The 25246-nt window shown below is 66.9% G+C and carries 21 protein-coding genes; 13 read left to right on the top strand and 8 right to left on the bottom strand.

Features of this window, described 5'->3' with window-relative positions; all coding sequences use genetic code 11:
- Positions 1-2 precede the first annotated feature (2 nt).
- Positions 3-836, bottom strand: a complete 834-nt coding sequence (locus WJU27_RS07415) for a substrate-binding periplasmic protein (RefSeq protein ID WP_020164257.1) — start codon at positions 834-836, stop codon at positions 3-5.
- 187 nt (positions 837-1023) lie between these two features.
- Here WJU27_RS07415 and WJU27_RS07410 point away from each other — a divergent pair, with 187 nt between their 5' ends.
- Both WJU27_RS07410 and WJU27_RS07405 read left to right on the top strand, forming a co-directional pair.
- Positions 1024-2406, top strand: coding sequence for a HAMP domain-containing sensor histidine kinase (locus WJU27_RS07410; protein ID WP_341421649.1), 1383 nt, complete (start codon positions 1024-1026; stop codon positions 2404-2406).
- Positions 2403-3053 (top strand): response regulator transcription factor, encoded by a 651-nt coding sequence (locus WJU27_RS07405; protein ID WP_341421648.1) that lies wholly within the window; start codon positions 2403-2405, stop codon positions 3051-3053. Before WJU27_RS07410 ends, WJU27_RS07405 begins: the two co-directional genes overlap by 4 nt.
- A 7-nt stretch (positions 3054-3060) precedes the next feature.
- On the opposite strand, the gene glpK is transcribed toward WJU27_RS07405, so the two are convergent.
- Entirely contained in the window at positions 3061-4569 is a 1509-nt protein-coding gene (glpK, locus tag WJU27_RS07400) for a glycerol kinase GlpK (protein WP_341421647.1), read from the bottom strand.
- A gap of 202 nt (positions 4570-4771) precedes the next feature.
- On the opposite strand from glpK, the gene WJU27_RS07395 reads away from it, so the two are divergent.
- The 3 genes from WJU27_RS07395 to WJU27_RS07385 all read left to right on the top strand — a co-directional run bounded on the left by WJU27_RS07395 (position 4772) and on the right by WJU27_RS07385 (position 8800).
- Entirely contained in the window at positions 4772-5794 is a 1023-nt protein-coding gene (locus WJU27_RS07395; RefSeq protein ID WP_341421646.1) for an LLM class flavin-dependent oxidoreductase, read from the top strand.
- Positions 5795-5891: 97 nt separating this feature from the next.
- A complete protein-coding gene (gene alaS, locus WJU27_RS07390; RefSeq protein WP_341421645.1) occupies positions 5892-8510 on the top strand; it encodes an alanine--tRNA ligase in 2619 nt (872 codons plus the stop codon).
- Positions 8507-8800, top strand: coding sequence for a hypothetical protein (locus WJU27_RS07385; RefSeq protein ID WP_341421644.1), 294 nt, complete (start codon positions 8507-8509; stop codon positions 8798-8800). The genes alaS and WJU27_RS07385 overlap by 4 nt, the downstream gene beginning before the upstream one ends.
- 62 nt (positions 8801-8862) lie before the next feature.
- Here WJU27_RS07385 and WJU27_RS07380 read toward each other — a convergent pair whose 3' ends face one another.
- From WJU27_RS07380 to WJU27_RS07365, 4 genes are all read right to left on the bottom strand, one after another.
- Positions 8863-9702, bottom strand: a complete 840-nt coding sequence (locus tag WJU27_RS07380; protein ID WP_341421643.1) for an HDOD domain-containing protein — start codon at positions 9700-9702, stop codon at positions 8863-8865.
- 19 nt (positions 9703-9721) lie between these two features.
- On the bottom strand, positions 9722-10957 hold the full coding sequence (locus WJU27_RS07375; protein ID WP_341421642.1) for an EAL and HDOD domain-containing protein: 1236 nt from the start codon (positions 10955-10957) through the stop codon (positions 9722-9724).
- Positions 10958-11080: 123 nt separating this feature from the next.
- On the bottom strand, positions 11081-12457 hold the full coding sequence (locus tag WJU27_RS07370) for a phosphomannomutase/phosphoglucomutase (protein WP_341421641.1): 1377 nt from the start codon (positions 12455-12457) through the stop codon (positions 11081-11083).
- Positions 12458-12565: 108 nt separating this feature from the next.
- Positions 12566-13135 carry a TetR/AcrR family transcriptional regulator gene (locus WJU27_RS07365; RefSeq protein ID WP_341421640.1) on the bottom strand — a complete coding sequence of 190 codons (570 nt, stop codon included), beginning with the start codon at positions 13133-13135 and terminating at the stop codon, positions 12566-12568.
- 117 nt (positions 13136-13252) lie between these two features.
- Between WJU27_RS07365 and WJU27_RS07360 the strand changes: the two genes are divergently transcribed.
- The 3 genes from WJU27_RS07360 (at position 13253) to WJU27_RS07350 (ending at position 16814) form a co-directional block, all read left to right on the top strand.
- On the top strand, positions 13253-14005 hold the full coding sequence (locus tag WJU27_RS07360; protein ID WP_341421639.1) for an electron transfer flavoprotein subunit beta/FixA family protein: 753 nt from the start codon (positions 13253-13255) through the stop codon (positions 14003-14005).
- 10 nt (positions 14006-14015) lie between these two features.
- A complete protein-coding gene (locus tag WJU27_RS07355; protein WP_341421638.1) occupies positions 14016-14951 on the top strand; it encodes an FAD-binding protein in 936 nt (311 codons plus the stop codon).
- A 78-nt stretch (positions 14952-15029) separates the two neighbouring features.
- A complete protein-coding gene (locus WJU27_RS07350; protein ID WP_341421637.1) occupies positions 15030-16814 on the top strand; it encodes an acyl-CoA dehydrogenase in 1785 nt (594 codons plus the stop codon).
- A 407-nt stretch (positions 16815-17221) separates the two neighbouring features.
- On the opposite strand, the gene WJU27_RS07345 is transcribed toward WJU27_RS07350, so the two are convergent.
- Both WJU27_RS07345 and WJU27_RS07340 read right to left on the bottom strand, forming a co-directional pair.
- A complete protein-coding gene (locus WJU27_RS07345) occupies positions 17222-17818 on the bottom strand; it encodes a response regulator transcription factor (protein ID WP_341421636.1) in 597 nt (198 codons plus the stop codon).
- Positions 17819-17822: 4 nt separating this feature from the next.
- Positions 17823-19736, bottom strand: a complete 1914-nt coding sequence (locus WJU27_RS07340) for a sensor histidine kinase (protein ID WP_341421635.1) — start codon at positions 19734-19736, stop codon at positions 17823-17825.
- A 313-nt stretch (positions 19737-20049) separates the two neighbouring features.
- On the opposite strand from WJU27_RS07340, the gene WJU27_RS07335 reads away from it, so the two are divergent.
- From WJU27_RS07335 to WJU27_RS07315, 5 genes are all read left to right on the top strand, one after another.
- On the top strand, positions 20050-21201 hold the full coding sequence (locus WJU27_RS07335; RefSeq protein ID WP_341421634.1) for a methyl-accepting chemotaxis protein: 1152 nt from the start codon (positions 20050-20052) through the stop codon (positions 21199-21201).
- A 13-nt stretch (positions 21202-21214) separates the two neighbouring features.
- The gene (locus WJU27_RS07330) at positions 21215-21583 is read left to right on the top strand and encodes a response regulator (protein ID WP_024300513.1); all 369 of its coding nucleotides are present in this window, start codon (positions 21215-21217) and stop codon (positions 21581-21583) included.
- 20 nt (positions 21584-21603) lie between these two features.
- The gene (locus tag WJU27_RS07325; protein WP_341421633.1) at positions 21604-21927 is read left to right on the top strand and encodes an STAS domain-containing protein; all 324 of its coding nucleotides are present in this window, start codon (positions 21604-21606) and stop codon (positions 21925-21927) included.
- Between the two features lie 20 nt (positions 21928-21947).
- Positions 21948-24203, top strand: coding sequence for a chemotaxis protein CheA (locus WJU27_RS07320; RefSeq protein ID WP_341421632.1), 2256 nt, complete (start codon positions 21948-21950; stop codon positions 24201-24203).
- A 122-nt stretch (positions 24204-24325) separates the two neighbouring features.
- Positions 24326-25246, top strand: a 921-nt coding sequence (locus WJU27_RS07315) for a methyl-accepting chemotaxis protein (RefSeq protein ID WP_341421631.1), incomplete at its 3' end; no start/stop codon positions are given.

Genomic DNA, 25246 nt, shown 5'->3' with positions numbered 1-25246 from the left:
GCTTACAGCGGCGGCATGCGCGTAACCGCGTGCTGCTTGAAGATGCGGTCCAGCGTGCCGTCGCGCTCCATGTCCGCGAGCGCCGACTGCAGCGCCTGCGCGAGCGCCTCGTCACTGGCGCCGACCGCCAGCCCGAGCGCCCATCCGGCCTGCGGCAGGCCGGGCAGCGCCGGCGGCATGCTCATCGTGAAGCGCTTGCCGGTCGCAGCCATCATCGGCTCGATCTGGCTGCGCATGCCGAGAAAGCCGGCGATGCGCCCTTCCTCCAGCGCACGGCGCGCGTCGTCCATCGAGTGGAAATGCTGCACCTGACTGCGCAGTCGCCCGCCATCCGACGACAGCAGCGCCATCGACATGATGGATTCGCTCTCGGCCCCCAGTGCCTGTCCGTCGATGTCGGCCACTTTGTCGAGCTTGGGCAGCAGCTCTGTCGAGCGGATGGCGGCCAGGGTTTCGCGGTGGTAGGCGCCGAAGATCTTCACCTGCGGATTGCGTGCACTCATCGTTGCATCGACCGGCACGTGCATCATCACGTCGGACACGCCAGGACCGAGAACGGTGCCTTTCCAGACGATGTTGCGCAGGTCGTCGTTCATATTCTCGTCAGCGTCGTAGCTGCGCACGTCAGGCTTCACGCCCAGCCGCTCGGCCAATGCACGGCCGAGGTCGACGTCGATGCCGCGGCCGGCGTCGGCGTAGGGCGAGAAATCCTTGTAGACCCCGATGCGCAATGTGCCGCTTGAGCGGACTTCGGCGAGGTCGCGCGCCTCGGCGCTTGCGCTGGTGAAGGCGCAGGCGGCGACGATCAGTGCGGTGGCGAGGGGCAGGGCAGACATCGGCAGACTCCAGTGGTGAGGTAGCGCGAGCTTATGGGCCCGCCCGCCCGCCGGCACCGGCGTTCTGCAGTGCGCCAGCCAGTCAATTTGCCCGCAGTGCGTTCGGAGCGTCCGGCCTATCATTGCCGCCGCTGCCGCCCTGTGCGCCGACAGCGTGCCCCGGTCACCCTCTCGATTGTCCCTGCCGATGAAACGCGTCGACCTCAAGCGCATCCTGCTGATGCGCATCACGCTGTTCGCGCTCGTGCTGCTGTTCTGCGCCATCGCGGTCACGCTGAAACAGACCCGAGATCGCCTGCATGCGGATATCCCGCGTACCGGCGGCACGATGAAGCAGCTGATCGAAACCGAGATCGCGCGCGCGACGCCGCCCTTCGTGCGCGATCTGCACGGCATCGAGCTGACCGGACTGGAAGGCATAGGCCGGCTCGTGCACTTCTGTGCTGCGGTGACCGACATCTACAGCCGGCCGGTGGTGCAGCGCTGCTTTGGCGACGCCGAGGCGCCGCGCTGGCTGCCGGCCTCGCTGATGCGCAGCGTGGTCGGCGAGGAGGCGCGCTATATCGGCCCGGTCGGCAAGTATCCGGGCATCAAGGTGGGCGAACTGACGGTGACGCCCAATTTCGCCAGCGTCGCCCAGTCCGTGTGGTCGGACATCCGCAACCTGCTCATCATCACCGCCGGCGTGCTGCTGCTCAATGTGCTGGTCTATCTGCCGGTGCGCCGCGTGCTGCGGCCGACCGACGACATCCTGCGCGGGCTCGGGCGCATGGAGGCGGGTGACCTGTCGGTGCGCTTGCCGTCCTTCGAGCTGATCGAACTGCAGCGCATCAGCGATGTGTTCAACCACCTTGCCGAGCGGCTGGAGAACACGATGGGCGAGCAGCGCGAACTGGCTCGCCGGTTGCTCGAAGTGCGCGAGGAAGAGCGGCGCCGGCTGGCGCGCGAGCTGCACGACGAACTGGGACAGTGCCTCACCTCGATACAGGCCGAGGCGGCCTACGCGCGCGAACTGGCGCACGACCAGCTGCCGGCGCTGACGCCCAGTGCCGAGGCGATTTCGCGCATCACCGCGCACATGATGGAGGTGCTGCAGCTCATCCTGCGCGAACTGCGGCCGGTCGGGCTGGAAGCCTTCGGCCTGGCGGCCAGCCTGGAACAGCTGATCGACAGCCGCAACCGCAGCAGTCACGGCCGCTGCCTGCACACGCTGACGATTGATGGCGACGTCGGCGGTCTGGCCGACAATCTGAACGTGAGCCTCTACCGCATCGTTCAGGAAAGCCTGACCAATGCGCAGAAGCATGCCGACGCGCGCCACATCGCGGTGACGCTGCGCTGCGACGGCAACGAACTGCGGCTGTGCGTGGACGACGACGGCCGCTCGGAACCGGGTTCGACCTTCGACGGCGGGCTGGGCGTGCTCGGCATGCGCGAGCGCGTGCAGGCCCTCGGTGGACGGCTGACACTGACGCTGCGCGATGTGGGCGGGCTGCGCGTCGAAGTCGTGGTGCCGGCCGATGCAGGGCGGCCGAGTCCGGCCGCGAACGTACAGGAGATGCACGCATGATCCGTCTGCTTCTGGTCGATGACCACGCCGTGGTGCGCGAGGGCTACCGGCGCCTACTCGAACGTCGGGCCGACCTGCGCATCGAGGCCGAGGCGGCCACTGCGAATGAGGCGCTGACCGCTTTCCGCGCGGTGGCGCCTGACGTCGTCATCCTCGATCTCGGGTTGCCCGACATGGGCGGTGTCGAACTGGTGCGCCGGCTCGTGCAGCGCGACGCCCGCGCGCGCATTCTGGTGTTCAGCATGCACCGTGACCCGCTGTTCGCCTCGCAGGCGCTGCGCGCCGGTGCGCTCGGCTACGTCACCAAGAGTTGCGCCCCCGACGTGCTGATCGACGCCGTCTATCAGGTCGCGGCGCGGCGCCGTGTGCTCAGCCCGGACATCGCGCCGGAACTGGCGCTGGCGCTGCTGAATGACGCCGACAATCCGCTCGACGCGCTGTCGCCGCGCGAATTCGAGGTGCTGCGCATGCTGCTCGACGGCCGTTCGGCCGACGAGATCGGCCAGGCGCTGCACATCAGCCCGAAGACCGCGCAGAACACGCATTACCAGATCAAGGCCAAGCTCGGCACGCGCACCGACATCGATCTGGTGCGGCTGGCGATGAAGTGGGGGCTCGGCGCCTCCGAGGGGGCGTCCGAGCCGTGAGCCGCCGTCAGCCGACGGCGCGCGCGTAGTCCAGCGTGGCGGCGATGGCCGCCTGCCAGCGCGGTGCCAGGCGCGCGTACAGGTCATCCGCCTGTGCAGTGAAGTCGCGGCCCTCGCCCTGTGGCAGCGCCATGTCGACGCCGCAGCCGCGCGCCGCCAGCAGGGCGGCGCCGAGCGCCGTCGTTTCCTGTGTCGGCGCCACGCGCACGGTGCAGCCCAGCAGGTCGGCCTGCATCTGCATCAGCAGCGCATTGGCGGTGCCGCCGCCATCGACGCGCAATTCGCGCAGTGCGGCGCCAGCGTCCGCTTCCATCGCCCGCATCACGTCCAGCGTCTGCAGCGCAATCGATTCGAGCGCGGCGCGCGCGATGTGCGCCCGCGTCGTGCCCCGGCTGAGGCCGAACACGGTGCCGCGCGCCGTGGCTGACCAGTGCGGCGCACCCAGACCGGTGAACGCCGGCACCACGGTGACGCCGCCGCTGTCCGGCACGCTGGCGGCCAGTGCCTCGACATCGCCGGAACGTGCGATCAGGCCGAGGCCGTCGCGCAGCCACTGCACCAGTGCGCCAGTGACGAACACGCTGCCTTCGAGCGCGTACTCGATCGTGTCCGCCGTCTGCGCGGCGCAGGTGGTGAGCAGGCCGTGGCGCGAAACGATGGCCTTGCGGCCGGTGTGCATGAGCATGAAGCAGCCGGTGCCGTAGGTGTTCTTGGCCAGACCGGGTGATGCGCAGCCCTGGCCATACAGCGCCGCCTGCTGGTCGCCGGCGATGCCGCAGACAGGCAGCGCGCGCCCGAACAGCGCGGGATCGGTTTCGGCAAGTTGGCCGCTCGAGGGCACGACCTCGGGCAGCAGCGCGCGGGGCACGCGGAACAGCTCGAGCAGGGTGTCGTCCCAGCGGCCGCTGCGGATGTCCAGCAGCTGGGTGCGGCTGGCGTTGGTCAGATCGGTGAGGTGGCGGCGACCACCGGTGAGCTGCCACACCAGCCAGCTGTCCATCGTGCCGCAGGCCAGTTCGCCGCGTTCCGCCCGGTCGCGCGCACCCGGTACGGTGTCGAGCAGCCAGGCGATCTTGGTGGCCGAGAAGTAGGGGTCGAGCACCAGGCCGGTCTGTTCGCGGATGCGGTCCTCATGGCCGTCGGCGCGCAGGCGTTCGCAGATGTCGGCGGTCCGTCGGTCCTGCCAGACGATGGCCGGGCCCAGCGGCGTACCGGTCGCGCGTTCCCACAGCAGTACGGTTTCGCGCTGGTTGGTGATGCCGATGGCGGCGATTCCGTCGGCCTTCACCGCGGCGCGCATCAGGGCTTCGCGCGCGCAGGCCAGGGTGTCCGTCCAGATGCGCAGTGCGTCGTGCTCGACCCAGCCTGGCTGCGGATAGCTTTGCGGCAGCTCGCGCTGCGCCATGCCGACGACGTGTCCGTGCGGATCGAACACCAGCGCACGCGAACTGGTCGTACCCTGGTCGAGCGCAAGGATGAAGCGCTGTTCAGTGACAATGTCCGGAGAGGCGGTCACGGCAGAAATCCTCCATCCGCGGGTGGATGTGACGGGGGGCGGGGGTGTGCGTGCTGACGACAGCCTCCGACGATACCGGCCCGGCCCGCGCTTGCAAACGTCCGCGTCGCCCCGATATGCAGTGTCATGCCGTCATGCCGCCCCGGCAGGTCGCTGCGTGCCATTCCCATTCTCGTCGCACCATATTCAAGCTGGAGTTCCGATGTCCGAACCGTTCAACATTCCGCTGTCCATGCTCGATCTGGTGCCGGTCCGCCACGGCGGCAGCGTGGCCGATGCGCTGCAGGAATCCGTCGCACTGGCGCGCCACGTCGAGCAACTCGGCTTCCAGCGATACTGGCTGGCCGAGCACCACAATATGGACGGCATCGCCAGCGCGGCGACCGCGGTGCTGATCGGCCACGTGGCGGGCCAGACCTCGCGCATCCGCGTCGGCTCGGGCGGCGTCATGCTGCCCAATCACGCACCGCTGGTGGTGGCGGAAAACTTCGGCACGCTGGCGACGCTTTACCCGGGGCGCATCGACCTCGGGCTCGGCCGTGCGCCGGGCGCTGACCGCGCGACCATGCGCGCCCTGCGCCGCGATCTGGCGGGCAACGGCGACGACTTCCCGGAGCAGGTGGCGGAGCTGCGTGCCTTGCTGGCCCCGGCGCAGCCCGGTCAGGCAGTGCGCGCGATGCCGGGCGAGGGCACGGAAGTGCCGGTGTGGCTGCTGGGCTCCAGCCTGTTCAGTGCGCAGCTGGCGGCCCAGCTGGGCCTGCCCTATGCCTTCGCCGCCCATTTCGCACCGCGCATGATGCTGGAGGCCGCACGCCTGTACCGCACGCTGTTCCGGCCGTCCGCCGTGCTCGACCGCCCGCACCTGATGCTGGGCGTGCCGGTGGTCGCCGCCGACAGCGACGACGAGGCACGCTGGCTCGCCACCTCGACGCAGCAGCGCGTGCTGGCGCTGATGCGTGGCGAGTCGCTGCGGCTGCGCCCGCCGGTGGCCGACATGACGCCGCTGTGGGCCGGGCACGAGAAGGCGTCGGTCGATGCCTTCCTCGCCGAAGCGGTGGTCGGCGGGCCGGATACGGTTCGCCGGGGCCTCGAATCACTGGTCGAGCGCACCGGTGCGGACGAGCTGATGGTGGTGACCGACATCCACGACTTTGCGCTGCGGCTGCGTTCCTGCCGCATCGTCGCCGAGGTGGCCGGGGTGAGCGCGGAGCCGGCCGCCGCCTGAACGCTGCTGCGGTGATCCGGCCGGTGGCGGCGCGAATGCTAGAATCCGCGACTGTTTTCGCGCCGCAGCGCGCGCCCTGAAATCCTGATTGCCGACCATGAACAGCGCCGATATCCGCTCCGCCTTCCTCAATTTCTTCGCTTCCAAGGGCCACCATATCGTGGCTTCCAGCTCGCTGGTGCCGCACGAGGACCCGACGCTGCTGTTCACCAACGCCGGCATGAACCAGTTCAAGGACGTGTTCCTCGGCTTCGACAAGCGCAGCTACAACCGCGCCACCACCTCGCAGAAATGCGTGCGTGCCGGCGGCAAGCACAACGACCTGGAAAACGTCGGCTACACCGCGCGCCACCACACCTTCTTCGAAATGCTGGGCAACTTCAGCTTCGGCGACTACTTCAAGCGCGACGCCATCGCGTTTGCGTGGGAACTGCTGACCGAAGTGTTCAAGCTGCCGAAAGACAAGCTCACGATCACTGTCTATGCCGAGGACGACGAAGCCTTCGACATCTGGACGAAGGACATCGGCGTGCCAGCCGAGCGCGTCATCCGCATCGGCGACAACAAGGGCGCGCGCTACGCCTCCGACAACTTCTGGATGATGGGCGACACCGGCCCGTGCGGCCCGTGTACCGAAATCTTCTACGATCACGGCGCCGACATTCCGGGTGGCCCGCCGGGTTCGCCTGACGAGGACGGCGACCGTTTCATCGAAATCTGGAACAACGTGTTCATGCAGTACAACCGCGACGAAGCGGGCGTGCTGCATCCGCTGCCCAAGCCCAGCGTGGACACCGGCATGGGTCTGGAGCGCATCGCCGCCGTGCTGCAGGGCGTGCACAGCAATTACGAGATCGACCTGTTCGTCGCACTGATCGCGGCGGCCGCGCGTGAAACGAACACCACCGACCTCGACACGCCGTCGCTGAAGGTGCTGGCCGACCACATCCGTGCCTGTTCCTTCCTGATCGCCGACGGCGTCATCCCGGGCAACGAAGGCCGCGGCTACGTGCTCCGCCGCATCATCCGCCGCGCCATCCGCCACGGCTACAAGCTGGGCGCGCGCGCCGCCTTCTTCCATCGCATGGTGCCGGACCTGGTGGCGCAGATGGGCGCCGCCTACCCGGATCTGGCGGCGGCGCAGCAGAAGGTGATGGACGTGCTGCGACAGGAGGAAGAGCGCTTCTTCGCCACCATCGCCAACGGCATGGACATCCTCGAATCCGCACTGGCCGCGCTGGCGCAGGGCGCAGCGCTGGATGGCGAGACCGCGTTCAAGCTGCACGACACCTACGGCTTCCCGCTCGACCTGACCGCCGACATCTGCCGCGAGCGCGGCGTGACGGTGGATACCGAAGGCTTCGACGCCGCGATGGCGCGACAGAAGGAACAGGCGCGCGCCGCGGGCAAGTTCAAGATGGCGACCGCGCTGGAATACGACGGCGTGCAGACCACCTTCCGTGGCTACGACACGCTGGAAGCGGCGGGCAAGGTGGTCGCGCTGTACCGCGACGGCGCGCCGGTGAATGAGCTGCACGAAGGCGAACTGGGCGTCGTCGTGCTCGACGAGACGCCGTTCTACGCCGAATCCGGCGGTCAGGTTGGCGACCGCGGCGAACTGCGCGCGGCACAGGGCATCTTCAAGGTCGAGGACACGCTGAAGATACAGGCGGCGGTGTTCGGCCACCACGGAGTGGTGGGCACCGGCCGCATCGCGGTCGGCGACAGCGTCAGCGCGCGCGTCGATGTGCGCGCCCGCGCCGCGACCGCACGCAACCACTCGGTCACCCACCTGATGCACAAGGCGCTGCGCGAGGTGCTCGGTGATCACGTGCAGCAGAAGGGCTCGCTGGTCGATGCCGACAAGACCCGTTTCGACTTCGTGCATAACGCGCCGATGAGCGACGACGAGATCAGCCGCGTCGAACGCATCGTCAATGCCGAAATCCTCGCCAACGCGGCCACCCAGGCGCGCGTGATGGGCATCGAGGACGCGCAGAAGTCGGGCGCCATGATGCTGTTCGGCGAGAAGTACGGCGACGAGGTGCGCGTGCTCGACATCGGTTCGTCGCGCGAACTGTGCGGCGGCACCCACGTCGCGCGCACCGGCGACATCGGCCTGTTCAAGATCACGGTTGAAGCCGGTGTGGCCGCCGGCGTCCGCCGCGTCGAGGCGATCACCGGCGAGAACGCGGTGGCTTTCGTGCAGCGTCAGGACAGGCTGGTGTCGGAAGCGGCCGCCGCGTTCAAGGCGCCGGCCAACGAACTGCCGGCCAAGATCGCCCAGGTGATCGACAACGTGCGCGCGCTGGAAAAGGAGATCGCCCGCCTGAAGAGCAAGCTCGCCGCCAGCCAGGGCGACGAACTGGCCGCGCAGGCGGTGGCGATCGGCGGCGCCAAGGTGCTGGCCGCGGTGATGGAAGGTGCCGACGTGCCGGCGCTGCGCGAAACGCTGGACAAGCTGCGCGACAAGCTCGGCTCGGCCGCCATCGTGCTGGCGGCCGTGAACGACGGCAAGGTGAGCCTGATCGCTGGCGTCACGCCGGATCTGACGGCGAAGGTGAAGGCCGGCGAGCTGGTCAATTTCGTCGCTGCCCAGGTCGGCGGCAAGGGTGGCGGCAAGCCGGACATGGCGCAGGCCGGCGGCACCCAGCCGGAAAACCTGCCGGCAGCGCTGGCTGGCGTCGGCAAATGGGTGGAAGGAAAGCTCGGATGAAAATCGCTGCAGTGTTGCTGATGGTGCTGGCTTCGGCCGGCGCGCTGGCCGGCGAGGGCGCGGTGATCGAGGCGACCACGGCCAGTGGCGACAAGGTCGAACTGATGCCGGACGGCCGCTGGCATTTCGTCGATCAGGCGAAGCAGGCCGAGGCGAAGAAGGTGGCCGACACCTACCCGCAGAATCACCTGCGGCCCGAAGGTGCGCAGGGCGGCTGGTTCGGCACCCGCACCATCCTGCCCGGTGACAAGGACTACAACCGCGGCACGCTGAACCCGAAGATGCGCTGAACGCCTTAACGAAGATGCCGCCCTCGGGCGGCATTTTTCATCGCGGGGCGGGCCGGATGCCTTCAGTCCGCCTGTTCGTCACTGGCCGCGCGCTCCGCGCAGCTGCGGATGTCCTGCAGGATGCCGGCGGGGTCGAGTCCACACATGTCGGTCACCGTGTTGTCGAGCCGCTGCACGATGTCCTCGGGCGCGGTCTGCTGTTCGAGTTCGAAGGCGCACTGCGCGGCCAGATGGGCCAGACGGGCGAGCAGACTGGCGTCCGGATTGCGCGGCTGGCAGTAGTACTCGAGCGCGGCTGCAATATCGTCCGGGAAGTTCCAGCGCATCGCCAGTTCGGCACCGACCTCGCAGTGATGGGTGTTCAGCTTGTGCTGTTCCACCGTCGCACGCTCGGTCATGCCCAGCCCCTGGCACTCGCGCAGGATTTCGTCGGCGACGCGCGGGAAGGCGATGTGGATCATCAGCTGGCCGACGCGCAGCATCAGGCCGGCGCTGTAGGCGCGCTCGGCGTTCTCGCCGGCGCGTCGCGCCAGCTGCGATGTGATCGATGCCGTCAGCAGCGCGTGGCGCCAGAACGACTGCAGGTCGACGCCCGGCACTTTGGGGAAACTGCTGCTGACGCCGGCCGAGATCACCAGCGTGCGCATCGCGCGGGTGCCGATCAGCGACACCGCTTCGTCGATCGACCCCACCGCGCGGCGGCTGCCGTAATAGCCCGAGTTGGCAAGTTTCAGCACACGCGCGGAAATGGTCGGATCAGTGCGGATCTCGCCGATCAGCGGCAGCAGATCGGCGTCTTCGTCGCGCAGCGTCTCTATCATCTTCTGCACGACGCGCGGAATGCTCGGCAACTGGCCAGCCGCGGCGAACAGGCGTTCGATGGCATGTGTTCGGGAAATCATTGCTGCGTCTTTCCGGCAGTCATTGTCCGAGGCCGGCGGCCCAGCCCATGGCTTCGGACACGGCAAGGGTGAAATCTTCGCCGGTCAGCGGCGGCAGAGCGGCCAGCTTGGCGGCGAAGTCGGTCGTGGCGTCTTCCTCCCAGCAGCGCAGCAGCCGGAGCAGTGCGCCCAGCGTGCCCGAGCCGTCGGTCAACGCGCTGTGGATGCAGCGATCGACAGTCAGCGTCTTCAGCACTTCGTCCATCGACACGCCGAGCAGCGCCGGCAGCAGCGACAGGATGCCGGTCAGGAAAGCGCTGTCGGGGTCACCGTCACGCATGTCGCAGCGTTCGGCGAGCAGTTCCATCGTGCGTGCGCGGGTCGCCACCATGTTGAGCAGCGGCGTGTGCGCCTTGCCGCTGCCCTGCGTACAGAACAACAGCAGTTGCAGCCAGCGCTGAAGCTGACGCCGACCGAGCAGCGTGATCGCCTCGCGTGCGGTCGATATCTGGCGCTTGCTGCCACTGCCGACCGAATTGGTGATGCGCATCAGGTTCACCAGCAGCGCCGGCTCCTGCTTGATCAGCGGTTCCATGGCCGACGTGTCGGCGTCGCCGATCACCATGCCGAGCAGGCGCAGCAGGGTCGTTTCGCCTGCGCTCAGCGTGCGGGTGCTCAGCACGCTCGGACGGGCGAAGAAATAGCCCTGGAAATAGGCGAACCCAAGTTCGTGGCAGCGCCGGGCCTGTTCGGCGCTGTCGACCTTTTCGGCCAGCAGCTTGGCCGAATAGGGCCGGAAGCGTTCGACCAGATCGGGCAGCGCGTCGGGGGCGACGCCCAGCAGGTCGATCTTGATGAAGGAAGCGATCTCGATCAGTGGCTTGTAGTCCTCTTCCAGATCGAGCACGTCGTCGAGCGCCAGCCGGAAGCCTTTGCGCACCAGTTCGCGCGCCCGCGCGATGACTGCAGGTTTTGGCGGAACGGTTTCAAGCAGTTCGATGACGATCTTGTCCGCCGGCAGCAGTTCGAGCGCCTCGGACATCAGCATGTCCTCGCTGACGTTGATGAAGCCGAAGGCGTCGCCGAGCGCCTGTTCGAGACCGAGTTCGTTGAACACCGAGGTGATCACCCGCGCGGTGGCGCTGACGTCGCAGTGAAATTCGGCCTGTTCGACGTTTCCGGAGCGGAACAGCAGCTCGTAGGCGTAGATCGCCTGACTCCGGTCCAGTATGGGCTGGCGGCCTACGTAGATGTTGTTTGTGGCGGCAATGAGCATGCTTCTGTTGTCGGCATGCCGGCCGCCACATTTAGGGTGCGAGCGGGGTTTATTTCATGGCGATGACGGCGTCGGCCGAGCGCCGGAAACCGGCACCCGATCAGGTGCCGGGGGAGGGGGCCGTCAGAAGGGCAGGGCGAGGTCCGGGCGGGCGCTACCGAGCACGCGGCGGAAATCCGCCTGGATGCGTTCGAGCGCCTTGGCGTCGTCCGCCTCGAAGCGCAGCACGACCACCGGCGTCGTGTTCGACGCCCGCATCAGCCCGAAGCCGTCGGCGTATTCGACGCGCAGGCCGTCGATCTTGATGATGTCGCGCGCACCGTCGAACTGAGCGGTCCGCTGCATCTCGGCGATCAGCGCGTGCGGTTCGCCCTCGTTCATCTTCAGGTTCAGTTCGGGCGTCGAGGTGGCGGTCGGCAGCGCCTTCAGCACGGCATTGCCATCCGGCGCGGCGGACAGGATTTCCAGCAGACGGGCTCCGGCGTACAGACCGTCGTCGAAACCGAACCAGCGCTCCTTGAAGAACATGTGGCCGCTCATCTCGCCGGCCAGCGCGGCGCCGCTCTGCTTCAGCTTGGCCTTGATCAGCGCGTGGCCGGTGTTCCACATGACCGGTTCGCCGCCGTGCTCGCGGATCCACGGTGCCAGCAGGCGGGTGCATTTGACGTCGTAAACGATCTGCGCGCCGGGCTGGCGCGACAGCACGTCGGCGGCGAACAGCATGAGCTGGCGGTCCGGGTAGATGATCTCACCATCGCGGGTGACCACGCCCAGGCGGTCGCCGTCGCCGTCGAAAGCGAGGCCGATCTCGGCGTCGCCGGCGGCCAGCACGCGGATCACGTCTTCCAGGTTTTCCGGCTTGGACGGGTCCGGGTGGTGGTTGGGGAAATTGCCGTCCACTTCGCAGAACAGTGGCACGACTTCGCAGCCCAGCGCTTCGAACAGGCGCGGCGTGATGTCGCCAGCGACGCCGTTGCCGCAGTCGATCACCACCTTCATCCGGCGCTTGAGCTTCACGTCGCCTGTGACGCGGGTGATGTAGGTATCGCGCACGTCGGCGTGGCGCGTCGTGCCCTGGCCGTGAACCAGATCGTTGTCGAGGATGCGGCGGCGCAGGTCCTGAATCATGTCGCCATACAGCGTCTGACCGCCCAGCACCATCTTCAGGCCGTTGTAGTCGGGCGGGTTGTGGCTGCCGGTCACGCTGACCGCGCTGTCGGTGCCGAGGTCGAAGGCGGCGAAGTAGGACAGCGGCGTCGGCACGCAGCCGATATCCAGCACATCGACGCCCGCGGCATTGATGCCTTCGGCCAGCGCACCGGCCAGTTCAGGGCCGGACAGGCGGCCGTCGCGGCCGACGGCGATGGTGCGCTGGCCGCGCTTCACCGCCTCGGAGCCCAGCGCGTGGCCGATGGCGCGCACCGCGTCGGCGGTCAGCGTCTTGTCCACGATGCCGCGGATGTCGTAGGCCTTGAAGATTTCGGGTGCCGGGAAGGACATCGGTTTTCCTTTCTGCGTTCTGTTCTGTTGTAGGCCCGCACGGATGCGGCATTGCATCAATTATCCCGTGCGAACGATGACGGCCGCGCGGCATTGTTTTGCAAAATATCAACGACCCGTGATCAGGTTGGCGATGAACTGGCGTGCCGCCGCCGGTCTCGCCGTGTCACGCGGCACATCCATCATGCCCAGGCCGAACACATAGGCATACAGCAGCAGGCTGCGATTGGTCGCTTCGTCGGCGTCGCAGCCGGCGGCGCGGAACAGCGCGGCAGCGCATTCCAGCCGCACGCTGTCCACGGCATCGACCGCCGCGCGCGCCGCTTCGTCGTGGCGCGCCCAGTCGCGCAGTGCCAGTTCGATCTGCATGCCACGGCGGTTGCGCGCCAGACTGTAAGTGTCGATCACATGCTGCAGTTGCGCGATTTCGTCGCCGGGCGCAGATTGCGTGCGGCTGCGGATGTCGTCGATGCGGCCGTCGCGCCAGTGCTCCAGTACGGCGTCGAGCAGGGCGCGGCGGTCCTTGAAGTGCCAGTAGAAACTGCCCTTGGTCAGACCGAGACCGCGCGCCAGCGTTTCCACCCTGACGCCGTCGACACCGCTGTCGGCCAGGGTCTGGGTGGCCGCCCGCACCCAGGTGTCGCGGTCGGTCTGCGGGCGGGCGTCGGCGTCGGGCATGGTGGTATTCCTGCGGCGTGGTTGACCTCTAACGGAAGCATACGGTAGCGTATGGCCTGAACATACGCATCCGTATGGGTGCGTGCAACCGTGCAGCGGCACACAGGAGACACAGGCATGAAGATTGTGGTCCCGGTCAAGCGGGTGATCGATTACAACGTGAAGATCCGCGTTGCCGCCGATGGCAGCGGCGTCGAAACTGCGAACGTGAAGATGTCGATGAATCCGTTCGACGAGATCGCGGTGGAAGAGGCGGTGCGGCTGAAGGAGGCGGGTGTGGCGACCGAGGTGGTCGCGGTGTCCTGCGGCGTCGCCGGCTGCGTCGATACGCTGCGCACTGCACTGGCACTGGGTGCCGACCGCGCGATCCATGTGAATACCGATGTCGAACTGCAACCGCTGGCGGTGGCCAAGCTGCTCAAGGCGGTGGCCGGTCGCGAACAGCCGCAGCTGGTGATCTGCGGCAAGCAGGCGATCGACGATGACGCCAACCAGACCGGCCAGATGCTGGCCGCGCTGCTCGGCTGGGGGCAGGCCACCTTCGCATCCAAGGTCGGCGTTGCAGACGGCCGTGCGACCGTGACGCGCGAAATCGACGGCGGCCTGGAAACGGTCAGCGTGGCGCTGCCGGCGGTGGTCACCACCGACCTGCGGCTGAACGAACCCCGCTTCGCCAGCCTGCCCAACATCATGAAGGCGAAGAAGAAGCCGCTCGACACGGTGACGCCGGACGAACTGGGCGTCGATGTCGCGCCGCGCCTGAAGGTGCTGAAGGTGGCCGAGCCACCGAAGCGTCAGGCCGGCGTCAAGGTGGCCTCGGTGGTCGAACTGGTCGCCAAGCTGCGCGACGAAGCCAAAGTGCTGCGCTGAGGAGCCCGTCATGAGCATTCTGGTCATTGCAGAACACGACAACGCCGGCCTGCGCCCGGCGACGCTGAACACGCTGGCTGCCGCGGCGAAGATCGGCGGTGACATCACCGTGCTGGTCGCCGGCAGCGGCTGCGCGGGCGCCGCTGCCGCCGCTGCCGCGGTACAGGGCGTTGCCCGGGTGTTGAGCGCCGATGCCGCCCACCTGGCGCACCCGACCGCGGAAGACCTCGCCGCAGTGGTGCTGGCGGTCGCCGCCGGCCACAGCCACGTGCTGGCTCCGGCCGGCAGCTTCGGCAAGAACTTCATGCCGCGCGTCGCGGCCACACTCGACGTGGCGCAGATTTCCGACATCGTCGAGGTGGTGTCGGCCGACACTTTCGTGCGCCCGATCTACGCCGGCAATGCGCTGGCCACGGTGCAGAGCGGCGATACGGTCAGGGTGATCACGGTGCGCGCGACCGCCTTCGACCCGCTGCCGGCGAGCGGCGGTGCGGCGCCGGTCGAGGCGGTGACGCCGCCGGCGGCGACCGGCTTGTCTGCCCACGTGTCGCAGGAACTGTCGCAGTCGGCCCGCCCGGAACTGGGTGCCGCGCGCGTCGTCGTGTCCGGCGGACGCGGGCTGGGCAGTGCCGAGGCCTATCACCGCGTGCTCGAACCGCTGGCCGACCGGCTCGGCGCCGCACTTGGCGCCAGCCGCGCTGCGGTCGATTCCGGTTACGCACCGAACGATTACCAGGTCGGCCAGACCGGCAAGATCGTCGCGCCCGACATCTATATTGCAGTCGGGCTGTCGGGTGCCATCCAGCACCTGGCCGGCATGAAGGATTCCAAGGTGATCGTCGCGATCAACAAGGATCCGGACGCGCCCATCTTCCAGGTGGCCGACTACGGTCTGGTTGGCGACCTGTTCGAACTGGTACCGCAGCTGGTGCAGGCACTGGACTGATCGACAGCGGGCGGCACTCGCCCGCTGCCGTCATCGATCAATTTCGAGGGCCGTCAGAGCCCGATGGAGGAGAGGCTCATGAGCGAATACGTCGCGCCGCTACAGGACATGCGTTTTGCGCTGGAACTGGCTGGCCTGAACGAAGTGGTGACCTTGCCCGGCTACGAGGACGCGAGCCCGGACGTCGTTGACGCGGTGCTCGAAGAGGCCGCCCGATTCACCGGCGAGGTGCTGTCGCCACTGAATCGGGTGGGGGATCGCGTCGGCGCGAAGCTCGGAGACGACGGTCGCGTCGCCATGCCGGACGGATTCGCGGAGGCTTATCGCGCCTATGCCGACAACGGCTGGAACGGCATGGGCTGCGATCCGGCGCACGGGGGCGCCGGCATGCCGCACCTCGTGGTGGCGCAGATCCAGGAGATGGTGATGGGCGCCAATATGGCGTTCTCGCTGTGTCCGCTGCTGACCGCCGGCGCCATCGAGGCGCTGGCGCTGTGCGGCTCCGACGAGCAGAAGGCGCTGTACCTCGAACGCATGGTGAGCGGCGAATGGACCGGCACCATGAATCTGACCGAGCCGCAGGCCGGTTCCGATCTGGCCGCCGTGCGCAGCCGCGCCGAACCGCAGCCTGACGGCAGTTACCGCGTCTTCGGGCAGAAGATATTCATCACCTTCGGCGAGCACGAACTGGCGTCCAACATCGTGCATCTGGTGCTGGCGCGCACGCCGGGTGCGCCCGACGGGGTGAAGGGCATTTCGCTGTTCATCGTGCCCAAGTTCATTCCCGATGCCGACGGCAATCCGGGCGCGCGCAACGACGTGCGTTGCGTGTCGCTCGAACACAAGCTGGGCATACATGCCAGCCCGACCTGCGTGATGGCCTTCGGCGATGCCGGCGGCGCGACCGGCTGGCTGTGCGGCGAAGAGAACCGCGGCATCGAGTACATGTTCATCATGATGAACGCCGCGCGCTACGCGGTCGGCCTGCAGGGCATCGCGGTGGCCGAGCGCGCATTTCAGCAGGCGCGCGAGTACGCCAACGAGCGGCGTCAGGGCGGTGAGGCGGGCGTGAAGGGCGGCGGCAGTGTGGCCATCGTGCGCCACCCGGACGTGCGCCGCATGCTGCTGCGCATGAAGTCGCAGGTCGAGGCGATGCGCGCGCTGGCCGCGGTCACCGCAGCGGCACGCGACCGCGCGGCGCGCCACGCGGACCAGGACGAACGGACGCGCGCCCAGGCTTTCGTCGAGCTGATGATTCCGCTGGTGAAAGGCTGGAGCACCGAAACCGCGAACGAGATCGCCTCGCTCGGCGTGCAGGTGCACGGCGGCATGGGCTATGTCGAGGAAACCGGCGCGGCCCAGTACCTGCGTGATGCGCGCATCACCAATATCTACGAGGGCACGACCGGCATACAGGCGAACGATCTGGTCGGCCGCAAGATCGCGCGCGACGGCGGTGCGGCCGCGCGCGCGGTGATCGCCGACATGCGCGATGTCGTCGCGGCGCTCGATGCTGCACGGCTGCAGGCGTTGTCCGCGCCGCTGGGCGAGGCGGCGTCGGCGCTCGAACGCAGCGTCGATTTCGTCGTCGCGCACTGGCGCAGCGATGTGCGCGCCGCGCTGGCCGGCGCAGTGCCCCTGCTGATGCTGTTCGGCCGCGTGGCGGGCGGTTGGCAGCTCGCGCGTGGCGCCCTGCTGGCGCAGCAGCGTCTGGCCGCCGGTGACGGCGATGCCGACTTCCTGCGCTCCAAGATCGTCACCGCGCGCTTCTATGCCGATCACGTGCTGAGCGAGTGCGGCGGTCTGGCGCACATGGTGTGCTGCGGCGCCGCGGCCACGCTGGACGACGCGGCAGGTCTGTAGTCTGGTCGCCATCCCGGAACCGGGATGCCGTGGGGGGGCTTATGACCCCGATACCGGCGGTGGGCTGGGCGCGGGGCCTCGCACTGGCCCGAAGCGAAGACCTTGGGAGCGAGCTTGCTCGCGATGGCGGCCTTTATCGAAGCCAGTGGGCCACGACGGCCGTGTCGCGGCCAAGGCCGCTCCCACAGGGGTTGCGCCCGCCTCGCCGCCGGAGCCTGGACGGGAATTCTGTGGGAGGGGTCTTCTGACCCCGACAGGTACCTGCATCGAAGCTGGCGGACTGCAGCGGCCCTGTCGCGGCCAAGGCCGCTCCCACAGGGGTTGTGCCTGCCCCCCGCCGGAGCATGGACCGGAATTCTGTGGGAGGGGTCTTCCGACCCCGACAGCAGCGGTGAATGTGCGCGGCGCTACTTCCTCGCCGCCAGTACCTGCGCCAGTTCCACCGCAGACCGCACGCCCATCTTCTCGAAGATGCGGGCGCGATGGACCTCGACTGTGCGCATGGTGACGCCGAGGTCGCTGGCGATCACCTTGTTCATCTGGCCGGCCAGCACGCGCTCCATCACTTCGATCTCGCGCTGCGTGAGCTGGGCGACGCGCTCATCGATGGCCTGTGCGGCGGCGCGTTTCGACAATTGCTGCTGATGCATGGCCAGCGCGGCCAGCGCACGGTCCACCAGTTCGTTGTCGTTGAACGGTTTCTCGACGAAATCGAAGGCGCCCTGCTTGATCGCGCCCACCGCCATCGGCACGTCGCCGTGGCCGGTCAGGAAGATGACCGGCATGTCGTGGCCGTGCTCGTGCAGCCAGCCGAACAGTTCGAGCCCGCTCATGCCGTCCATGCGGATGTCCAGCAGCAGACAGCCGCAATGCGCGATCTCGCCACTGCCGATCAGCGCCTCGGCCGAGGGCCAGGTACGCACCGCGTGGCCGCGCGAACGGAACAGCCAGCCCAGTGCGTCGCGGATGGCTTCGTCGTCGTCGACGATGAAAATCTGGCTCATCGGCTCACTCCCCGGCTGGCAGCTTCAGGATGAACACGGTACCGCCGCCTTCGGCGGATTCGAACCACAGTCGGCCGCGGTGCAGTTCGACGATCGAGCGGCAGATGTTGAGGCCCATGCCCATGCCGTCCGGTTTGGTGGTGAAGAAGGGCGCGAACAGCTTGTCCGCCACCTCGGGCGGGATGCCGCTGCCGCTGTCGCGCACCGACACCTGCACGCCCTCGGCGTCGGCGCTGGTCTGGATCAGCAGGCGCCGCCGCTCGGGCGGGCAGGCGGCCATTGCGTCCATGCCGTTGCGGATCAGGTTCAGCAAGACCTGTTCGATCATGACGCGATCGGCGCTGACCGCGGGCAGGGCGCCGGCCAGTGAGCTGGAGATGCGGATGTCGCGCTTGCGTGCGTCGGCCTCGATCAGGCCCAGCGCTTCCTCGACCACGTCGTTCAGCGAACAGGCGACGCGCTTCGGCTCGGAGCGGCGGACGAATTCGTGCACGCGGCGGATGATGGTGCCGGCGCGGCGCGCCTGCGCGTTCATCTTTGCCAGCGGTTCCTTCAGGTCGGCCAGCGTGCCGCTGCCGTTATCGACCATGTTCAGACAGGCGGTGCTGTAGCTGGCGATGGCCGACAGCGGCTGGTTCAGTTCGTGCGCCAGCGTCGATGCCATTTCGCCCATGGTGATCAGACGGCCGGTGAACTGCAGCTTTTCCTGCTGCTGCCGGTACAGCTCCTCCGCCTGCTTGCGTTCGGTGATGTCGAGCACCGAACTCATCCAGCCAACGTGACGGCCGTCGGCGTCGACCAGCGGCGCCTCCGAAATGAGCACGTCGAAGCGCTCGCCATTGCGGCGGATGAACTTCAGTTCCAGCGCTTCGTGCGAGGTCGCGCCGCCGGCCAGGATGCCGTCGTGCAGCGCACGGATGTGTTCGGCCTCTTCCGGCGCCCAGTAGGGCATGGGCGGGCTCATCGCCATCAGTTCCTCGGCGCTCCAGCCGACCATGCGACAGAAGGCCGGGTTCACGTGGGTGATGCGGCCGCTCAGGTCGCGCGCGCGCAGACCGATGCTGAGCGAATTTTCCATCGCCGAACGGAAGGTGTGTTCCTCGCGCAGCGCCTGTTCAGCCTCCAGCCGGCGCACCAGGTGACGGCGCAGCGCCCACAGGCTCCAAAGCATCGTGAATGCCAGACCGACGATGGTGACCACGAGCAGCGCCGGCAGCAGTCGGGTGTCGCTGCGGTAGGCGGTGACACGCAGCCGCAGGCCGTGGCCGGGCGGGTCGAACACCAGCGCGTAGTTCACTTCGTCGTGTTCGGCCGCCACCTTGGACTTGCTGGCCAGCACCGTTTCGGTGTTGTCGATCACGTCCAGCTTGTAGCGCTCGGCGAACCACCAGGGCACCGACTGCGACAGCATCTGCTCGATCGAGTAGGTCCCGCGCATCCAGCCCTGGCCGCCGCCCAGCGGCACCAGAACGTCGAAATGCACGTCGCCGTCGGCGGTCGCGTAAGGCGGCAGATAGGCCGCGCGGCCCAATTGTTCGGCCAGCCGCGCCGGGCCCGACATATCCGGGTCGTCGGCGTTGATGTGCGCGATGGTATCGACGCGCAGCAGGCCGTGGCCGTTGGCGATCATGTTGCGCTGGCGTGCCTCGATCACCCGCGCATCGAGCCGGCCGTCGGCCGCCTCGCGCCCGATCTGCGCCATCTGCTCGGCGTTGCGGTCGAGATGGAAGCGCAGGTCCTGCTCCATCCACAGCACGTCGTTGATCATGGTCGCGCGCTGCTCGTCCAGATCGTTGCGGTGCAGCCACCACACCAGCGTGCCGATGGCCAGCAGGAAGAGCGCGATGGCGACGCGCGGCACCATCCAGTACCAGCCCGGTGCTGCGACCGGGGTTGCGCGGGGACGGAATGTGGACACGAACGAAGGACTGTTCATCTGGGACGGGGGCCCTGGTGGTGCAGACGGCGCCGACAGGTATCAGCAGCAATCATACGTTCATGGAAGCGGCCGCCGATGTCGGATATCCACAGTGCGCGGCCGCATTGCGCAGCGGGAAAAGATCCCGCTTCCAGGCGGTGCCAGGCCGCATATGAAGTTTTCAAAAAAGACGCCGGAGCGACCTAAAGTCCATGGACATCCCGACCGTTAGCCTGAACGTGGCCACAGTGTCAATTACATATATAACAAGGCCCGGCCCGTAAATGTCTGCCATGTGAAACGGGAGAGTGAGTTGAACAGAACGATAGTCAGCGTGACCCACACGGTGGTCGCAACGCTGGTCGGAGCCTGGGCGGTTGCGCCGATCGAAGTGCCTCTCTGGGTGCGTCTGGCGGTCGGCATAACAGCGGGCTGTGGTCTCGTGTGGTCGATGGTCGTGCTTGGGCGCCGCGATGCGGCTGCACCGGCGGCACTCACCCAAGAAGCGCCGCAACCCGATCCGCTTGCGCAAGCCCTGCATGGCAGTCTGGTACTGGTGTCGTCCGAGGCGGCGCCGATCTGGAAGCGACAGATCAACGGCGTGCGCAAGCAGGCCGAGGTAGCCATCGGAGAGCTCATCCAGCGCTTCTCCGGTCTCGTATCCAAGCTCGATGCGGCCGTTGCCGCTTCGTCCGGAGCAGGATCTTCGGCGGCGCAAGGCGGCGTGGATACCGTACTGAAGACTTCCCAGACGCAGCTTACCCAGGTGCTGGACAGCATGTCCGGCGCGCTTACGGACAAGAATCTCGTGCTGGCACAGATACGCGAACTGGCCAGTTACGCGGACGATCTGCGCGGCATGGCGACCTCGGTGCAGCAGGTTGCCGATCAGACCAATCTGCTCGCCCTCAACGCCGCCATCGAAGCCGCCCGTGCTGGCGAGGCTGGTCGCGGCTTTGCCGTCGTGGCCGACGAGGTACGCAAGCTGTCGACGGCCTCGGGCGATACCGGCAAAAAGATCGCCGAGAAGGCCAAGCTGGTCAGCGACGCCATCCTGGCGTCGGCCCGCCTGGTCGAAAGCTCGACCAGCCGCGACATCGAATCCTTCAAGGTTTCCGAAGCCAGCATCCAGGGGGTGCTCGGCGATTTTTCCGGGCTGCTCGACGTGCTGGCCGCGTCCAACGCCGAACTGCGTCGCCAGGCAGAGGGCATCCAGCACGAGATCGCCGAAACCCTGCCGCACCTGCAGTTCCAGGATCGCATCGACCAGGTGCTCGCCCACGTCTGCGAAAGCCTGGACGAACTGGAGCAGCAAGTGGCCGCCATCCCCGCCGATCAGGCGCCCGACTTGCGACCGCTGGTCGCCAACCTCGAACGCAGCTACACCACGCCCGAAGAGCGCGGCAATCACGGCGGCTCGGGTAGTGCGTCCAGCACGGCCAGCGACGATCTCGTTTTCTTTTGAGGAGTAGTGACACATGGCAAAGACAATCATGGTCGTGGATGACTCATCGTCATTGCGCCAGGTGGTCAGCATCGCGTTGAAGGGCGCGGGCTACGACGTTTTCGAGGCCTGCGACGGCAAGGACGCGCTGTCCAAGCTCACCGGCCAGAAGGTGCATCTCGTCGTAAGCGACGTGAATATGCCGAACATGGACGGCATCACCTTCGTCAAGGAGATGCGCAAGCTGCCGGCCTACAAGTTCACGCCGGTCATCATGCTGACCACCGAGAACCAGGAGTCGAAGAAGGCCGAAGGCCAGGCGGCAGGAGCGAAGGCGTGGATGGTGAAGCCGTTCAAGCCGGACCAGATGCTGATGGCCGTGTCCAAGCTCTGCCTGCCCTGAAGCGAAGCGGAGCCGACGACATGGAAATCGAACGCACCGACGACGGTGACGTGACCGAACTTAAGGTGGTCGGCGAACTGACCATATTCGGTGCTGCAGAAGCCTACGGCTTCCTCACGCGCGCGTTGTCGGAACGACGCGATCTGCGCGTCAATCTCGCGCAGGTCAGCGAGGTGGACAGCAGCGGCGTGCAGCTGCTGCTGGCAGCCAAACGGGCGGCCGAGAAGCAGGGGCACAGTCTCGAACTGGTGGCGCACAGCGAAGCCATGCTCGAAGTGATGGAACTGCTGCAGCTGAGCCACGTATTCGGCGATCCGCTCGTGATGCCGGCGCAGGCCGCCTGAACAGGACGAGGAATTCACAGATGAATCTTGAACCCGCCCTCGAAGCCTTCTTCGCCGAAGCAGACGAACTGCTGACGCGGATGGAGGAATCCCTGCTGCAGCTCGAAAGCGAGCCGGACAACGACGAACTGATCAACGACATCTTCCGTGCGGCCCACACCATAAAGGGCACGGCCGGCGTGTTCGGCTTCGACGATATCGTTCATTTCACGCACGAGGTCGAAAGCGTGCTGGACCGCGTCCGCGACGGCCAGATGCAGGTCAGCAATGACGTGATCGGCCTGCTTCTGCGCAACAAGGACCACATCGGCGCGCTGGTGCGCGCGGTGGCCGAAAAGCGCGAACTCGATGCCGCCCAGCGCGCCGAAGGTGAAGCGCAGATGGCGGCTCTGCTTGCCTTGCTCGGCAAGCAGCCGGAAAAGGCGGCCGCGACAGCCGTGGTCGCTGCTGCGGCCGATGTCAGCCGCAGCGAGTCGGCTGGTTCCGACAATTGCGCGAACGAGAACTGGCATCTGTCGATCCGCTTTGGTGCCGACGTACTGCGCGGCGGCATGGATCCGCTGTCTTTCATACGGTATCTGTGCACGCTGGGTGAAATCGTTCACCTCGATACGCTGTTCGATGCGCTGCCTCAGTGGCTGCAACTCGATCCGGAGTCCTGCTACCTCGGCTTCGAGATCGATTTCCGCAGTGAGGCGTCGAAGGCCGAGATCGAAGGCGTGTTCGAGTTCGTCCGCGACGAATGCGTGCTTCACATCATTCCGCCGCACTCGCAGATTTCCGAGTACATCAACGTTCTGCGCGCACTGCCCGAGGACGAGCTGAAGCTGGGCGAGATGCTCGTGCTCAGCGGCGCGCTGACCCGTGCCGAACTCGATCGCGGCCTGTCGCTGCAGTCGGAAGCGGCATCCGCGGCCGCCAGTGAAGCCGAGGCCGGCTCACCGGCAACGACGCCGCAGCTCGGCGAGATACTCATCGAGAGCGGCGCGGTCGGCGCCGGCGTGGTCGACGCTGCGCTCGTCAAGCAGAAGCAGGTCAAGGACACCAAGGCGCAGGAAGCCCGTTCACTGCGCATCGACGCGGACAAGCTTGATCAGCTGATCGAACTGGTCGGCGAACTGGTGGTGGCCAGCGCCGGCGTGCAGAACGTCGCGCAGATGCTTGCGCAGGCCCAGCTGACCGAAGCGAGCGAAGTGCTCACGCGTCTGGTCGAGGAGGTGCGAGACCAGGCGCTGTCGCTGCGCATGGTGCAGATCGGCGCCACCTTCCAGCGCTTCCAGCGCGTCGTGCGCGATGTCAGTCGCGAGCTGGGCAAGGACATCGAGCTGCAGATCAGCGGTGGCGAGACCGATCTGGACAAGACCGTAGTGGAGCGCATCGGCGATCCGTTGATGCATCTGGTCCGCAACTCGATGGACCACGGTATCGAAGCCACAGAGGTCCGTCTTGCCGCCGGCAAACCGGCACGCGCCAAGGTCATGCTGAACGCCTATCACGAGGCGGGCAGTATCGTGATCGACGTAGCGGACGACGGCGGTGGCCTGAACCGTCAGAAGATCCTGCGCAAGGCGATCGAGCGCGGGCTGGTGGCGGAGGACGCGCAGCTCAGCGAACGCGAGATCGACCGTCTGATATTCGCCCCCGGTTTTTCAACCGCCGACCAGGTGAGCAATCTGTCGGGCCGCGGCGTCGGCATGGACGTGGTTCGCCGTGACATCGAAGCGCTGCGCGGCACCGTCGATATCGATACCGAGCCGGGCAAGGGCACGCGCATCCGGATACGGCTGCCACTGACGCTGGCCATCATCGATGGCTTCCGGGTCGGCATCGACAAGGCGAGCTTCGTGCTGCCGGTCGACATGATCGTCGAGTGCGTCGAACTGGCCGGCTCGATCCGCGATGCCGCCCGCGCCCGCGGCTATCTGGACATGCGTGGAGAAGTGCTGCCGCTGCTCTGGCTGCGCGAAGTGTTCGATATCGACAGTCCGGCCCCCGAGCGACGGGAGAACGTGGTGGTCGTCCATTTCGGGCAGACCAAGGCCGGCATCGTCGTCGATCAGCTGATGGGCGAACACCAGACCGTCATCCGCCCGCTGGGCAAGCTGTTCAGCGCACTTCGCGGAGTCAGCGGCTCGACCATTCTCGGCAGTGGTGAGATCGCGCTCATCCTCGATGTCGCGGGGCTGATGAAGATGGCCGGTAGTACCGGCACGACAGCCGCGGGCATCACTGAAATGCAGGGGCAGAACTCGCGGGAGATGAGCGCGCCGAGCTGACGGCGCCAGACCGCAGGTGTAATGCATACGTGGTGGAGCCTCGCCAGCGCGGGGGGTGAAACCGAAATGAATCTTTTCGGATATGGCTTTACCGGACTCATGGAGCCCCAAGCCGATTCTGAATGCTGTTGAAGGAAGGGGTATTAGCCATGTTGTCCAACATGAAGATCGGGATCCGACTGATCCTCGCGTTTGTCGCTCTGGTGATCATCACCGCTGTCGTGGGTTGGGTCGGGATCTCGAATTCGGGAAAGATCAACGCGCTCGCCGATGATCTTTACTACAAGGAACTGCTCGGCCTCTCGTACATCAAGGAGGCAAACATCAATCTCATCTACGTCGGCCGTGCCCGGGGCAATGCCCTGCTCGCCGAGACGAAGGAAGAGCGCGAGCGGCATCTGGCGGCCATCGACAAGTATTCGGCCGCGATACAGGACTATGTGCAGAAGTCGAAGGACCTGTTCGTCACCGACGAAGCCAAGCGGCTCTTCTCCGTGTTCGATAGCACGTGGGCGACATACCAGCAGGAGATGCAGCAGGCGGTGACGCTGATCCGCGCGCAGTCACTGTCGGACAAGGACGCCGTACTGACCGAGACCCTTGCCAATGTCCGCAAGAGTGCGAATACCCTCGATGACACGCTGACCGCGCTGACCAAGTCGAAGGAAGCGCGCGCACTGCAGGCGTCGAACGAAACGACGCAGATCTACGAAAGTGGTCGCACGACCATGATCGTATTGATCATCGGCGGGATGATCGTGGGCATCGTCCTGGGTCTTCTGATCAGCCGCAGCGTGACGAAACCGCTGGGTGTGGCGGTCAATGTGGCGAATCGTCTGTCGGAAGGCGATTTGACCGTGTCCATCGACGCGACGTCGAAGGACGAGACCGGTCAGTTGCTGCTGGCGATGAAGAACATGGTGCTCAAGCTCGAGTCCGTCGTGTCCGAGGTGAACGGCGGGGCCAACGGTCTTGCGAGCGCGTCGGAAGAGGTGTCGGCGACGGCGCAGTCGCTGAGCCAGGGCGCAAGCGAGCAGTCGGCG

This window comes from Methyloversatilis sp. NSM2 (assembly GCF_038066675.1).
Lineage (GTDB): Bacteria > Pseudomonadota > Gammaproteobacteria > Burkholderiales > Rhodocyclaceae > Methyloversatilis > Methyloversatilis discipulorum_A.
The sequence above is the reverse complement of the archived record's forward strand: the minus strand, read 5'-3'. Positions and strand labels throughout refer to the sequence as shown.